The sequence below is a fragment of the Shewanella sp. MF08487 genome (assembly GCF_050848685.1).
Taxonomy (GTDB): Bacteria; Pseudomonadota; Gammaproteobacteria; order Enterobacterales; family Shewanellaceae; genus Shewanella; species Shewanella glacialipiscicola.
In genome coordinates this window covers 118,485-130,904 of the sequence record NZ_JBOZPB010000004.1, presented here as the reverse complement: position 1 = coordinate 130,904, position 12,420 = coordinate 118,485, and the positions used below count along the sequence as shown (strand labels likewise).

Below are 12,420 nucleotides of genomic sequence, written 5' to 3'. Positions count from 1 at the left end.
TACTCCCGAATTAGTGCTCTTTTTTCACAAAAGTAGATGAATGTTCCTGCAGATACTTCTGCACTAACGCTTGGGTGTCTTGATCCATATTCACAAAGGCCAACATGCCTTGGAACATCCCCGGCCAAGTATTGGCATCAAAGTGCGCTTCATCGGGTTGGGTATGACACACACTACAGCTTGAGCGGAAGGTCGTTTTGGCATAACCCCAAAGCGGTTGCAGATCGGTCAGCAGGTAATCTTTCTCGGTCCAAATTTGCGCTTCAACCCGCTGCCATTTTAGGCCTGTCATTGGATCTTCTTTTTCTTCAAAGGTTTGGATAACGCCTTCGGTTTCAGCGGCATCTTTGGTCAACTGTGCAGACAAAATATTCACGCCAAAGTCCATGTAGATCACGCGGCCAGCACCAATCTTTTTACGCCAACCTTCAATGCTAATTTTGATGCGCTTACCTTGGGTATCAAGCACTTTGACTTTAGTCGCTACATTGAGTGTGCCTGCTTCCACATCGCCCTTATCAGTGAAGAATAAAGGCTTAGTCAGAGCACTGTAATAGCTTTGATTGGTTTCGACTGAGCTAACACCTGAGCCAACTTCGGCAATCAGTTCTGGCGCTCGAGCAGTACCCATTTCAGGTAAATGGTGAGCAATACCTTTGTGGCAATCGATACAGCTTTGGTCGATTTCGGCGGCACGTTTCATCTGTTTTTGGGCCAGCGGTGACATGGTTTCCCATTTCATCGAGTTGTAGTTGTGGCAGTTTTTACAGGCTAAGGAATTGTCCCTATCAAAACGTTTCCATTCACGACTCGCCATTTCTAAACGTTTAGCTTCAAATTTTTCAGGGGTGTTAACCGTGTTAAATAACCAGCCCCAGACATCGTGGGAGGCTTCCATTTTTCGGGCGATTTTACGGCTCCAGTTATGCGGCACGTGGCAATCGGGGCAGGTGGCGCGCACACCAGAATGATTCGACCAATGCACGGTTTCTTGTAACTCTTGGTACGGTTTGCTTTCCATACTATGACAGCTGATACAAAAAGCTTCTGTGTTGGTGGCTTCGAGCGCAGTGTTAAATCCGCCCCAGAAGATAATGCCCATGATAAAAGCGCTGATACTCACGGCGCCTAAGGTGAGCGCTTTGGTGGGTTGATTTAGTGTGCGCCAGAGGTTAGTTAACCACTTCATAATCGCGTCCTCAAAAAAGTAACTGCATGTTAAATAGCTTTGGATTAGTGGCTGACAACGCCGCCGAAGGCTTGGATCATCCAAATGACGAGCCCATAAAAACCGATCCCAGCGATGGTGAGCGCGGGGAAGAGTAGGAATATGATGAACCCAAGCGCTTTTAATTCACGGCCGCGCGTGGATGATTCTGGTGTTTGTGCTTGCATATTGGACTTTGCCATTGGGATAGTCTCCGATCGAAAGCGATTTTTGATAGGGTTACTATAAAGTGTAGGTGTGAATAGGCTTGCGTGTAGGCATGAACGAGATTTGATAAAATATGAAAGATTATGAAAATTTGTAATGACGATTTATTGTTGGTGATAACTTTCATCTAGGTTGTTTTTTCAAACAACAGAGTTCTGTTTTTACTGCTAATTATTTACCAAAGTCTCTGTTGTGCCTTAGCTTTTTTCGGGTTTTTCCCGTATTATCCGCGGCCAACAACGGCTGTGTTTATTAGCTTAACTACGGTTAACTCTCGAAAAGCATACAGCTTGCAGATCATGGATTTTTCCCATAATAGGAAAATGATATGGATCTCTCACCTAAGTCTTACTGAGATTTAGGGCTCTAATCTGCCGCAGTCCGTGTCGCCAATTGCATTTTAAGCCAATTGGTATCGACCCTATTTTAAGAGATCACAAGGTATAACCCTATTATGTCTGAGCAATTGAGTTCAACAGCCGTACCCTCTGGTTCGTTTCTGGACCGTTATTTTTCTATCCAACAACGTGGCAGTAGTGTTCGCCAAGAAGTGATTGCGGGATTGACCACTTTTTTGGCGATGGTTTACTCCGTCATTGTGGTGCCAAACATGCTAGGCCAAGCGGGGTTTGATCCTGGCGCCGTGTTTATTGCTACCTGTTTAATCGCGGCCTTTGGTTCATTGCTGATGGGCTTATGGGCTAATTTACCTATGGCCATTGGTTGCGCTATTTCGCTGACGGCCTTTACTGCTTTTAGTTTAGTGCTCGGTCAGGGCATGTCGATTCCGGTCACATTAGGCGCCATCTTCTTGATGGGGGTGATGTTCACATTAGTGAGTGTGACGGGGATTCGCCAATGGGTACTGGCTAATTTGCCCAAGGGGATAGCCCATGGTACAGGTATCGGTATTGGCTTGTTTTTACTCTTGATTGCCACTAATAGCGTGCAGTTGATTGTGGCCAATAGCGCGGGTTTACCGGTGAAGTTAGGTGATATTAATAGCTTACCTGTTATCGCGACTGTTTTAGGTTTGGCGGCGACTATCGGTTTAGAGCGTCGCGGCGTACCTGGTGGGATTTTACTCGTGATTATTGTGTTGTCGCTATTTGGCTTAGTGTTTGACCCGAGCGTTAAATACCAAGGTTTGTTTGCCTTACCCGACTTAACCTCTGAACATTCCCTGATTGGTCAGCTTGATATTATGGGCGCTTTTAATCCTGTGGTATTGCCTATCGTGCTCGCATTAGTTATGACGGCGATTTTTGATGCCACAGGGACTATCCGCGCCGTGGCAGGGCAAGCAAATCTACTTGATAAAGATGACAATATTGTCGGCGGTGGCAGAGCCTTAACCTCAGATTCTGTTAGCAGCATGGTGGCTGGCTTGGTTGGCGGCGCACCGGCGGCGGTATATATCGAGTCGGCGGCGGGTACTGCTGCGGGTGGTAAAACGGGGTTAACGGCGACGATTGTTGGCGTACTGTTTTTATTGATGATGTTTCTAGCACCGTTAAGCTATTTAGTGCCAGCTTATGCGACAGCGCCAGCGTTGATGTATGTAGGACTATTGATGCTGAGTAATGTAGCAAAACTCGACTTTAACGATAAAGTCGATGCCATGGCAGGCTTAACCTGCGCTGTATTTATTATTTTAAGTTGTAATATCGTCACCGGTATTATGTTGGGTTTTATCACGCTGGTGGTGGGTCGTATTTGTAGCGGTGAGTGGCGCAAACTAAAAGTAGGCGTGTTAGCTATTACCTTAGGTTTAGTGGTGTTTTATATGGGTGGTTGGGCAATTTAAATACCTAAACGTCATATTAAAAAGCGAGTGCTAACTCAGGGTTAGCATTCGCTTTCTGCCAATAAAAGGTGTTCTGAATAAGCCCTAAGCAAGTCTTTCCAAGTAATAATACCCACTAAACGACCGTTATCGAGTACTGGTAAGCAGCCAATATTGTGCTCCAGAATGAGATGGGCGGCGGTGTCTAAACACACCGTTGGGGCAACAGTGATAGGGTTACGGGTCATTACCTGATGTACACGTTTTTGTAAGGTTTCTAAGTCCTTAACTGTCTCGCCGATACTGCCAATGTGTGGGCTAATGGCACGTAATAAATCTCGCTCTGAAAGTACACCTTCCAGTTTACTATTATCAACCACTAATAAATGATGGAAATTTGCCTGTTCGAATATATCTTTTACCACATTGAGGCGATCGTCCATTTCTATCGTGACGATGCGGGTGCTCATAATATCGGCGACAACAATCGACATAATACTCCCCTCCATGACTTATCCGCCCTAAGGCTGATTGATTTAATTCGCTTCATTACAGCTACTTATAACAGAGTGCTAGTTAATAAGCTAACCCCATTACAAACTATTAACTTAATGTTCATTACTCCAAATTATGAGTCTATTCAGTAGCCGTGCGACTTTCAGTGTCGGGTTCAATAATGTCATGATGGTTTTTGTTAGAAATAATGGCGGTCGATAGATAAGTACGCTATGTACCTCAAAGGCGATAGGCATTGGGTATGATGAGTCTTGAAACGTAAACATAAAAAAGGAGCCCAGTAGAATGGACTCCTTTTTAATGGTTTTTACGGCTATCTGTTAACCTTGATTTGACGTATTGAGCTTATATTTTAGGAGCATTAAAAGAGTAAATGCGCTACACCCGCGATAACTGGCAGTGTGACTAACGTCCGTAGAATAAACACCACAAATAGCTCAACAAAGTTTACTGGGATTTTACTGCCAATCAGCAGTGCGCCGACTTCACTCATGTAAATCAATTGAGTTACCGATAAAGCTGCAATCACGAAGCGGGTCATATCCGACTCAATCGAGCTGGCAAGAATTGACGGAATAAACATATCCGCAAAACCGACGACGATCGTTTTAGAGGCTGCAGTGGCTTCTGGAATATGCAGTAATTCCAGTAATGGAATAAATGGCATGCCGAGATAGTTAAAGATAGGTGTGTGTTCGGCAATAATCAGCGCCATGGTGCCAATGGCCATGACCACGGGGAGAATACCAAACACCATATCGAGAACGTTTTTAATCCCTTCATTTAAAACAGCTTTTATGCCACCAGCGTTGGCCGCTTTCTCTAAGGCTTTATCAAAACCCCAAGATAACGCGCTGTGTCCAGCCGGGATCAGCTCATCATCTGGCGTACGTGGCGTATCGTCGATGTAGTTGTCTTTCTTCCACGATAGTGGTGGCAACTTAGGCACAATCACTGCTGCAGCAAAACCGGCTAAACATACGGTTAAATAGAAGGGCACAAACATGTGCTCTAACTTAACCTGCGAGATAACCACTAAGCTGAAGGTAATCGATACCGCCGAGAACGTCGTGCCGATAACGGCGGCTTCTCTTTGGGTATAAAAGCGTGCTTCATATTGTTTACTGGTTAGTAAAATCCCGACACTGCCATCACCTAACCAGGATGCCATACAGTCGATGGCGCTACGACCCGGTAGATTAAATACTGGGCGCATGATTTTAGTTAGCAGCGTGCCAAATAGTTCAAGTAGACCAAAATTAAGTAGGAGTGGCAGTAACATGCCAGCAAAGATAAATACCGAAAACAATACCGGCAGTAAATCGTTTAAGACTAAAGCCCCAGTACTTGATGAGTTAATCACCTCTGGGCCTAAGCCTAAGTACGTCAGTACGATAAATACTGCTCCTACGATACGGGCCGTCAACCATAAAGGACTGACATTTAGTAAGCCATTTAGGAAGTGACTCTGAGTCACAAACTTGGGTTTAAGTGCTTTTGACAGTAAAGATGCCAGCGCCATTGCCACCACAATAATGGTCACAATCAGGGTTAATACACCGCTTAATGCGCTTTGTAATGCTTTAGAAATGATCGCGATAGGAATAGTAATCGCATCGTTATAGCTGATAGGTGTCATAAATAATAACAGGCCGATCAACGAAGGGACGATAAAGGTGAGTATCGTCTTTATATTGCGGTTTTTATTTTCAGTAGCCAATTTTGTACACCTTAAAGTACGAGTCGTACATGATAAATTTGAAATTTTTAGCCGTATCTAGCAGGTTTTTACTGTCCACTTAGATGCATTTAAATTCAACTCAAAAATGAGAAGGGGGAAGATTACTCGCTTAGCCTTGCTATGTAAAACGATTCGCTAGTTAGTTTGATATAAGCAGCAAAACAGCATAGTTATTTTGCTTAAGTTGTTGATGATATTTGTGCAGCATTATTAAGTGTAGAGGTTTATAAGTCATTTAAAACAATGGCTTGACTCAACTTGTTATCGAAGTGCTTTTATGATGTTATATTTTTTTATTGAAGCCATGTGCCAGCTTTTTTTGAACAGAAAAACGCCCGTAATATGGCCTAGTAGCAGTATTTGTTGGGTTATTGCTCGATTACTGTCTGCTAATCTGATGTTTATGGTTGAAGGGCCATGTTTAGGATGGTTTATGGATATTGCCGTGATATTCAACATACTTTGGCGTATAGGGTACATTTTTATGCGTAAAAGATTTTAGTCTTTATGTATATAAATAGGTTGTTGCAAGCAACGCTTCCGCTAGATGGCCTGACTAAAAAGTCGTTAATAATGAAGAAAGTAAAAATTTTTATTCATAAACAGGATGTCCGCCGCTTTAAATCTTCTTATTTACATGTAATTTAGTCATATTGTTATCTAACTTCCGTATTCATGATTGATAAAGTAGAGCAGATGACGACAAAAGGCGCCTCAACATTAGCCATTAAATTTGGGTTTATGGGGATTTATGGGTTGCTAGTCGGGATTATTGTTGGGGTTTTGGGGTTTGCGGGTTTGGAATCTCAGGGCTTCAATTTTTTAAATCATACCTTAAGTGAATTAGGCACTTATGGTCATTCCTCTTTGGCTGTTATCCTTAACGGTGGCTTGTTTTTTGGCAGTTTAAGCGTGGTTTTATATTGCTTATCTTCCTTACCGCACTTGAGCTCGCCATGGGAGTCGCCCTTCTTTATTTGTTTGGCATTAACGTTTTTGGCTCTGGCATGTATGGGATTATTTCCGGTAAACGTGTACCACTTACATGTTTTGGGGCTGAAATGGTTTTTTTACTTAGGGAGCTTAAGTGCATTTTTACACTTAAGTTTAATTTGTTTTGGTCAGTCTCAGTTTAGCCGTTGGACAGGGTTACTGGCTCTGATCGTATTGTGCAGTATGATGACATTTTTATACGCACCGCAATTACAGTTAGGTTTAACCGAGGGTGATAGACCATTTTATCAAGAGATGGTGATGCAGTTACCTCGTCCACGATTGTGGTGGCCAGCCCTATTAGAATGGATAGGGCTGGGGAGTTTATTAACTTGGACAAGCGTATTATTGTTCAGTCAGTTAAGGACCAAGCTTAGATCGTAACCCTGCCTCTCTCTTCTATTTATACTCTATACGATCAGCAACTTTGCGCTAATAGCCTGTTTAGCGTATCCATTACTTCAATATTGTCCTTTGATAGCGGCATGATTTTTTACTGGATACATGGTTTATTCACTGAGGTGCATGGTTAATCCTGCCTCTCCAAACCAATAGCCATTACATTGTTCTGCACTTAACGGCACTGTATTAGACTGAAGCGCTGATGGCGTGTTAATGCTATCGACTAAGGCACTGGCTTTGGCAATGCACTCCATGCCACTGGGCGATACTCGAAATACATCTACTCCCATTTGCGTCATGGCGGCGAGTTCACTACGTAAATCTAAACAGGCTGCCGATTGAGTTTGAATACCATTTAAGCGTAATAGTGGCTGCTGTTCTTGGGTTTGCGCGAGCAGCCCTTTGCTGTATTGACGGCAAATGGTTTCGCAACTGTCTTTGGTGAGTTGCTTATGGCGGGCAGTAAAACAGCGCGCTGAATGGGCTAACGGGAGATAACCGTGCCCGAGGACTTCTACTTCAAACGCTGGTTTATCTTGGATCACTTGGCTAAGCCATGCCTTGGATAATTCAATCGGCATCACAAATCGTTGCATACCAAAACGCGCTAAAATATCTAAACTGGCGCGATTATAATTGTTGATACTTGCACCACACACAAAAGGTAGCTTATGTTCTTTGGCCAGATAAACCGCTGCCATGTCGTTGGCTTCAATAATAAACTCGCCATTATCGACTTGACGTTTAAGCTCGGTATATTCAGATGGCGCTTCAATAAGTGCCAGCGTCGAAATCACTACGTCTTTACCCGCTTGTTTGAGCATCTGCGCAAGCTCAAGATAATCGCCCCATTTGAGTTCTCGTCTACGGCTACAAACGGCTTCACCGAGATAAACTAACGGAATGTTACTGGCCGCGACTTGCTGATAAAAATCTGATACCTGTTGTTTCTGCCAGCAATATAACAATGGGCCTAGGGAAATGTTCATGTGTGTCCTTTCTTCTCATTAGGTGTGATTGCCGATTATTGCCAGTTGCGCTCGTAGGCACCCAGTGTGGTGATTTGGCCTTCAGAGACCTTAGCGAGGGCTTGTTCCCAGTGTGATTGAGTTTGAAATTTATCGGGATGCTGCAAATAGGTGTCTATTGCTTGGCGCCACACTTTAGTGACTTGCTCAACATAGGCTGGACTGCGTTGGCGACCTTCAATTTTAAGCGACACAATGCCTGCTTTGGCGAGCTCAGGGAGCAAACTGAGTGTATTTAAGCTGGTGGGGGATTCGAGTAAATAGCTAGGAGAATCTTGCTCATCTGTTAGATATCGACCTTTGCAAACAACAGGATAGCCCATTTGTTCATCAAGGGTCGATTTATCAATCAACACATCATTGAGGCGGGTTAATCTATCTTGGCCTTCCTCTTGCCAGCGCACATGTTTAGCGGGTGAGCATGAGCCGCCCGTATTGGGGGATTGCCCCGTCACATAGGAAGACAGATGACAGCGGCCCTCGGCCATAATACAGAGGCTACCAAAGGCAAATACCTCAAGATCAACAGGGCTCACCTTAGCAAGATCGCGCACCTGCTTCATCGATAACACCCTTGGTAATACAACGCGGGCAATATTGAACGCTTCTTTATAAAAATTCAGTGCGCCAAGATTGGTGGCACTGGCCTGTACCGAAAGATGTAGCGGCAGTTGCGGATAATGTTTATGGGCATAATCGAGTAAGGAAATATCGGCGACAATTAGGGCATCCATACCGAGTTTTGCAGCTAAATCAATGGCCTGATACCAGCGGTGTTCTTCAGTCGGCTTAGGGAAGGTATTGAGAGTTAAAAAGATTTTTTTACCACGGGTTTGAGTGAACTCAGCGGCTTCTTGTAATTTGTCTGGGGTGAAGTTTAATCCCGCAAATGAACGCGCATTAGTATCGTCTTTTAATCCTAAATACACAGCGTCAGCTCCGGCTTGTATAGCCGATTTTAGCGAGGCGAGATTTCCTGCTGGACACAACAGTTCCATAATGATGCTCCCGATAAAAAGATAGTCGCAGAGTTTAGGGAAGATTGAATGGCGGTGAATTGATTTAAAACAGGTTTAAGATCATAAAATCTCGTTAAACTGCGATATATGTATTTATTTTTACTAGGTAAGCGCCCATGCCTGCTGTTTTCTCTGCAAATTTAGCAAAGCAACTTCTTGAATTTACACCTAAATTTATAGGCTTCCCCCTTGCTAAGGTACCGTTTAGCTTTAAGGCAAAAGCCATCAGCCAATTACTTGGGGTGTTATTAGCGCCACAAACCCAAACCGATGAGCTCGATTTTTTGGCTAATAAATGGGTGGCTATTTGCGTAGAAGACTTAAAGTTGGCATTTGAGGTGAGTTTTGATGGTCAATGGCAAGTCAGACCGTTAACTGATGCGCAGGTCACTTTTAGTGCTAATTCGGCAGAGTTGATTTTAGTGGCAGCAGCGAAGGAAGATCCCGATAGTTTATTTTTTCAACGTAAACTGAGTATTCAAGGTGATACAGAATTAGGGCTCGAAGTGAAAAACCTTTTGTTAAGCATAGAGTTTGCCTCTATGCCTGCACCTATTCGTCTTAGCGTTGAAAAATTAGCCGCAGCCATTGAGCGGTTACAAATCGAAGCTAAACCAACGAGCATTCTGTCTAAATCAGCGAGTTTTTAATGTAAGTGACTGGTGCTCACTATGGAACTTGTCAACAGCCCTATTACGTATAGGGCTGTTGTCTTAGCGTGTTATTCGGCTTTTTGCGTCAACACGGCAAATTTGACTAATAGCTCATCGTTGGATTCGACGCGGTTAGGATCAGGATCGATACAATCAATCGGGCAGACCGAAACACAAGTGGGCTTATCGTAGTGGCCAACGCATTCAGTGCAGCGGTCAGGATCGATTTCATAGATCTCCTCACCGAGCGTGATCGCCTGATTAGGGCATTCAGGCTCACACATATCGCAGTTAATGCAGCTGTCGTCGATCAGAAGTGCCATCTGGTTAACCTAGTTCATGTGGGTTACGCGTATCTTGGCCCTGTGGCAAGTTACGCAGTAAAATTCCGTGGCTGACATCCACCTCTTTAGGTACAGGTAAATAAACGGTATGTCCAGAGCCGAGTCCGGCTTCAACTGATTCCGCTTTTCGGTTTTCAAGCTGCTTAATTGTCAGGCTGATATTGCCTTGCGGCGTCATCAACTCGACGCTATCACCCACTAAAAATTTATTTTTGACTTCAATTTCAGCAAGGCCCGCAAGATTACGTTTACCCGTCAGTTCACCGACAAATTGTTGGGTATCGCTGATAGAGTAGCCATAATCGTAATTTTGATATTCATCATGCACATGGCGACGCAAAAAGCCTTCGGTATAACCGCGATGGGCTAAGCCCTCTAATTGGTTCATTAAGCTGCGATCAAAATCTTTGCCCGATGAGGCATCTTCAATCGCTCGGCGATAAAGTTGCGCGGTACGTGCAACATAATAGAAAGACTTTGTTCTGCCTTCAATTTTGAGCGAGTCTATACCCATCTTAGTCAGGCGCTCTACGTGCTGAATCGCCCGTAGATCTTTGGAGTTCATAATATAAGTGCCATGCTCATCTTCAAAGGCGGGCATATATTCGCCCGGACGATTGGCTTCTTGTAATAGGAATATTTGGTCCGTTGGTGCCCCATCGCCTAAGGTTGTTGGGGTTTCAATTTGCACTGCATTCGGCATCGCTATAATGTCGCCACTGTCGTTTTGCTGTGCCTCGTGCACATCGTATTTCCAGCGGCAGGCATTAGTACAAGTGCCTTGGTTTGGATCGCGTTTATTCATATAGCCCGAGAGCAAACAGCGTCCAGAATAGGCCATGCACAAGGCGCCGTGAACAAACACTTCAAGCTCAATATCTGGGCAACGTTGGCGAATCTCTTCAATTTCATCTAAAGATAATTCACGGGATAAAATCACCCGTTTAATCCCTTGGGTTTGCCAAAATTTGACCGAGGCCCAGTTAATGGCATTCGCCTGTACGGATAAATGTACTACCTGATCGGGAAAGGCTTCACGCACCATCATGATAAGACCGGGATCTGACATGATCAGCGCATCAGGCTTCATCGCCACTACGGGCTCCATGTCTTTGATGTAGGTTTTAAGTTTGGCATTGTGCGGCGCAATATTACTCACCACATAGAGTTTTTTACCAAGCGCATGGGCTTCTTCAATCCCTGTGGCAAGGTTTTCCATTTTAAAGTCATTATTACGTACCCTTAAACTATATCTCGGCTGACCGGCATACACAGCATCTGCACCATAGGCAAAGGCGTAGCGCATGTTTTTTAAGGTTCCAGCTGGAGACAACAGCTCAGGTTTAAACATAATAACTCTCAAATTGATTAATATTGACGCAGTGCGCGGGGGGCGAATTTTACATAATAGCGGTCAGCTTGTGCAAATTGCCTTGGTTAACTTTAGTGGTACTTCACACTTTATGAATATAGCCTGTTTGACTTTAGCCAAGGGGAGGTCAGTATTTGACGGACTCAGTGCTTGAGGTAAATTAATTAACCTAATCATACAAATTATTAATATCTGCTGGTTTTTGTACGCATCTAATTACAAGCAACTGATATACTGCCATTATACCGTGTTCATGTTTACATATTGTGGGAGCTAAGATGTCTACCGAACATCTACTATTAGTCAGTTTATTAAAAAAACTAAAAGATGATGCCTTAGTTTTACCTACCTTGCCTGAAGTGGCAATGCGGGTGCAAGAGGTTGTAGGGCGCTCGGATACAAGCCTTAAACAAGTGGCTGAAGTGATTGGTCAAGATGCGGCGATTTCAGCACGTATCATTAAGGTGGCCAATAGTGCCTTGTATAGCCGTGGTATCCCGGCTGAAAGCATTAACAGTGCCGTTTCACGTATTGGTTTATTCCAGATTAAAAGCATTGCGACGTCAGTGGCAATGGAGCAATTGTTTATTTCTACCAATGAAATGGTATGGGAAGTGATGGATGAAGTCTGGCGTACTTCCATTGATGTTACGGCTGCTGCTTGCGCTATGTTACAGATGTATAACAAACGCCATTCCAGCAGTAAATTAAATGTGGATACTTTGACCCTTGCAGGATTGGTGCACAATATTGGCGCCTTGCCAGTATTGACTGAGGCCGAGGCGCAGCCGCACTTATTTGCCAGTATTGATCAATTACGGGCACTGGTTAGAAAAATGCAAGGCCCTTTGGGCCGTGCAGTGTTAAAAAGCTGGGACTTTTCTAGCGAAGTGATGGAAGTGGTTGAACGTTGGGCCGATTTACCTTATTTACCCGAGCAAGTGACCTATCTTGATTTTATCCGCGCCGCGGCATTTTACACGGGTGAATTACGTGCAGGTACTGAGTTAGAGCAACGTCTAGGCGTGTTTGTTGCCCGTGGATTACCTGTGACAACGGATAATTTAGCCAGTGAAGAATTTATGGAAAAATTCCATTCGATTAGAGAAAGTTACCAATAATTATTTGGCG

At 44.0% G+C, this 12,420-nt stretch carries 12 protein-coding genes; 4 read left to right on the top strand and 8 right to left on the bottom strand.

From position 1 onward, the window contains the following. Window positions 1-10: 10 nt before the first annotated feature. Together torC and torE are read right to left on the bottom strand one after the other, a co-directional pair. Entirely contained in the window at window positions 11-1,189 is a 1,179-nt protein-coding gene (gene torC / locus ACRN9H_RS04375) for a pentaheme c-type cytochrome TorC (RefSeq protein ID WP_220772876.1), read from the bottom strand. Between the two features lie 44 nt (window positions 1,190-1,233). Next, complete coding sequence (gene torE, locus ACRN9H_RS04370; RefSeq protein ID WP_220772877.1) at window positions 1,234-1,410, bottom strand: trimethylamine N-oxide reductase system protein TorE; 177 nt, start codon at window positions 1,408-1,410, stop codon at window positions 1,234-1,236. 479 nt (window positions 1,411-1,889) lie between these two features. Between torE and ACRN9H_RS04365 the strand changes: the two genes are divergently transcribed. Next, window positions 1,890-3,242 carry an NCS2 family permease gene (locus ACRN9H_RS04365; RefSeq protein WP_432312615.1) on the top strand — a complete coding sequence of 451 codons (1,353 nt, stop codon included), beginning with the start codon at window positions 1,890-1,892 and terminating at the stop codon, window positions 3,240-3,242. A gap of 41 nt (window positions 3,243-3,283) precedes the next feature. On the opposite strand, the gene ACRN9H_RS04360 is transcribed toward ACRN9H_RS04365, so the two are convergent. Both ACRN9H_RS04360 and ACRN9H_RS04355 read right to left on the bottom strand, forming a co-directional pair. Then, window positions 3,284-3,715, bottom strand: coding sequence for a CBS domain-containing protein (locus tag ACRN9H_RS04360; RefSeq protein ID WP_432312614.1), 432 nt, complete (start codon window positions 3,713-3,715; stop codon window positions 3,284-3,286). A 383-nt stretch (window positions 3,716-4,098) separates the two neighbouring features. Continuing rightward, window positions 4,099-5,457 carry a YjiH family protein gene (locus ACRN9H_RS04355; protein WP_432312613.1) on the bottom strand — a complete coding sequence of 453 codons (1,359 nt, stop codon included), beginning with the start codon at window positions 5,455-5,457 and terminating at the stop codon, window positions 4,099-4,101. A gap of 696 nt (window positions 5,458-6,153) precedes the next feature. Between ACRN9H_RS04355 and ACRN9H_RS04350 the strand changes: the two genes are divergently transcribed. After that, the gene (locus ACRN9H_RS04350; RefSeq protein ID WP_432312612.1) at window positions 6,154-6,855 is read left to right on the top strand and encodes a DUF998 domain-containing protein; all 702 of its coding nucleotides are present in this window, start codon (window positions 6,154-6,156) and stop codon (window positions 6,853-6,855) included. 125 nt (window positions 6,856-6,980) lie between these two features. On the opposite strand, the gene ACRN9H_RS04345 is transcribed toward ACRN9H_RS04350, so the two are convergent. Both ACRN9H_RS04345 and ubiU read right to left on the bottom strand, forming a co-directional pair. Continuing rightward, the gene (locus ACRN9H_RS04345; protein ID WP_432312611.1) at window positions 6,981-7,862 is read right to left on the bottom strand and encodes a U32 family peptidase; all 882 of its coding nucleotides are present in this window, start codon (window positions 7,860-7,862) and stop codon (window positions 6,981-6,983) included. 35 nt (window positions 7,863-7,897) lie between these two features. Beyond that, window positions 7,898-8,899: a ubiquinone anaerobic biosynthesis protein UbiU gene (gene ubiU, locus ACRN9H_RS04340; protein ID WP_432312610.1), complete on the bottom strand. Its 1,002-nt coding sequence runs from the start codon at window positions 8,897-8,899 to the stop codon at window positions 7,898-7,900. A gap of 137 nt (window positions 8,900-9,036) precedes the next feature. Between ubiU and ubiT the strand changes: the two genes are divergently transcribed. After that, window positions 9,037-9,570, top strand: coding sequence for a ubiquinone anaerobic biosynthesis accessory factor UbiT (ubiT, locus tag ACRN9H_RS04335; RefSeq protein ID WP_432312609.1), 534 nt, complete (start codon window positions 9,037-9,039; stop codon window positions 9,568-9,570). A 71-nt stretch (window positions 9,571-9,641) separates the two neighbouring features. Here the strand turns inward: ubiT and ACRN9H_RS04330 are convergent, their stop codons facing one another. Together ACRN9H_RS04330 and yegQ are read right to left on the bottom strand one after the other, a co-directional pair. Then, entirely contained in the window at window positions 9,642-9,896 is a 255-nt protein-coding gene (locus ACRN9H_RS04330; protein ID WP_432312608.1) for a YfhL family 4Fe-4S dicluster ferredoxin, read from the bottom strand. A gap of 4 nt (window positions 9,897-9,900) precedes the next feature. Further along, the gene (yegQ, locus tag ACRN9H_RS04325) at window positions 9,901-11,268 is read right to left on the bottom strand and encodes a tRNA 5-hydroxyuridine modification protein YegQ (RefSeq protein WP_432312607.1); all 1,368 of its coding nucleotides are present in this window, start codon (window positions 11,266-11,268) and stop codon (window positions 9,901-9,903) included. Window positions 11,269-11,567: 299 nt separating this feature from the next. On the opposite strand from yegQ, the gene ACRN9H_RS04320 reads away from it, so the two are divergent. Beyond that, the gene (locus ACRN9H_RS04320) at window positions 11,568-12,410 is read left to right on the top strand and encodes an HDOD domain-containing protein (protein WP_432312606.1); all 843 of its coding nucleotides are present in this window, start codon (window positions 11,568-11,570) and stop codon (window positions 12,408-12,410) included. The last annotated feature ends 10 nt before the right edge of the window (window positions 12,411-12,420 follow it).